The following is a 1,820-nucleotide window of genomic DNA, read 5'->3' on the forward strand; positions in this document are numbered from 1 at the left end:
TGCTGCGCGTCACCGGCCAGCCGACACTCGAGGAAGGCACCGGCGAGACTGACTTCGCGCCCGCGCGCTCCGTTGGCGATACCGGTAGTTGTCAAGTAATCTGTCGCCTCTGAGGTCATTCACGCTACCTGCTTTTCTGGTTCAGCGACGGTGACCTGGAGCTCTCGCTCCGGGTTGAGTGATACGGTACCAATCGGCGTCCAGTTACGGGTCTTGCCACTCCAGCGGGCGGGGTTGGCGTCTCGCGCGGCCTGATTGATGACATGGCGCTTAGCCAGTACCTCGGTGTCTTCGCCCTCATGACGCTGTGCCGGCGTCACCAGGCGAATGCCGCTGTGCCGGTGCTCGTGGTTGTACCACTGCACGAAGCTAGCCACCCACTCGCGGGCGTCGTCGAGCGTGGCGAACCCGTGTACGGGGTAACAGGGCCGGTACTTGCAGGTGCGGAACAGCGCCTCCGAGTAGGGGTTGTCGTTGCTGACCCTCGGTCGGCTGAACGACGGCGTGATGCCGAGCTCATGCAGCTTCTCCAGCAACGTGACGCCCTTGAATGGGCTGCCGTTGTCCGCATGCAACACCAGTGGCTGGTCAATGATTTGCTCGGCCAGCACGGCCCGCTCCAGCACGGTGCGGGAGTTGTGGGCCGACTCGGCCAGGAACACCTCCCAACCGGTGATCTTGCGGCTGAAGATGTCGACCATCATGACCAGGTAATAGTGCTGCCCCTTGATCGGGCCGCCCAGCCACGTGCAATCCCAGGACCACACCTGGTTCGGCGCAGTGGCCTGGTAGGTCGTGGGCTTGGCGCGGCGTTGAGGTGGCTTGGCACGGCCCCGATGCACCACTTCCCGGTGCTTGCGCATCACCCGGTAGAACGACGAGGGTGACGCCAGATAGCGTTGCTCTTCATCGAACAAGCGCACCACGATCTGCTCCGGTGGCAAGCTCGCGTACTCGGGGCGGTGGCATACGTCGAGAATCTCCTGCTCTTCGGCCGGTGTCAGCGCGTTAGCCGGCACCGGCCGGTCGACCAAAGGGCGCTGGTCCTCGTGCAGCTCTCCGCCGCGCGTCCAGCGCTGGTACGTCCTGGTGGTGATGCCCAGCTCGCGGCAGGCGGCCTCCAGGCGTGCCCCCTGGGCTCTGGCCTCTTCGATCAGCGCGATGGCGCGTTGGCGATCCGGGGTGCTGATCATGCGTCCTCGTCCCCCCAGATCGCCCTCGCCTTTTTTCTGAGGGCCAGTAACGCCGCGGTCTCCGCCAGAGCCTCGTTCTTGCGGGCGAGCTCCTTCTCCAGCGCCTTGATGCGCTTGCGCTGCTGCTTGGCCTCGTCGGCTTCGCGCTGGCGTTCTGAGTGCGAGAGGCTGGCGGCTTGTTCGCAGTCATGACGCCACCGCTCCAGCTGCTCGGGGAAGATGCCACGGCGGCGGCAGTATTCCGCGGTCTCCTGAGCGTTCATCGAGGCGGTTTCAAGCACGGCGTTAAACTTGTCCTTGGATGACCAGCCATCGGCGCCCTTGCCCAGGGCGTCCGGCAGGCAGCGCCCTTCGGCACGGGCTTGCTTGCGCCATGTGTAGACGGTGCCCAGCGAAATCCCTTCCCGCTCCGCGATCACCTGCGGGGAGAGGTTGTGGGGAGGCAGCAGCTTGGCAACCACGGCTTGCCGGCGCTCCTCTGAGTAACGAGGCATGAGTGTCTCCTTTCGCCCCCTGATCGGTTTATAGGAACAGGGTATCAGAGGGCACGACAGTCATCCTGACACTGGGGGGATGCGAGTCGGCCAGCCCTCGGCCGATGGGAGTTCCCCCCGTAGTTTATTTTTT

The 1,820-nt window shown here is 64.6% G+C and carries 1 protein-coding gene; it reads right to left on the bottom strand.

The features are described 5' to 3' along the window. Positions 1-119: 119 nt before the first annotated feature. Positions 120-1,687 (bottom strand): IS3 family transposase gene (locus tag IBX53_RS15990; protein ID WP_290911336.1). Its coding sequence is split into 2 segments (ribosomal slippage): positions 120-1,222 and positions 1,222-1,687, totalling 1,569 coding nucleotides; the frame shifts between segments, so codons are not numbered across the junction. Between the last annotated feature and the right edge of the window lie 133 nt (positions 1,688-1,820).

Origin of the sequence: Halomonas sp. (assembly GCF_014859505.1) — a bacterium.
Taxonomy (GTDB): domain Bacteria; phylum Pseudomonadota; class Gammaproteobacteria; order Pseudomonadales; family Halomonadaceae; genus Halomonas.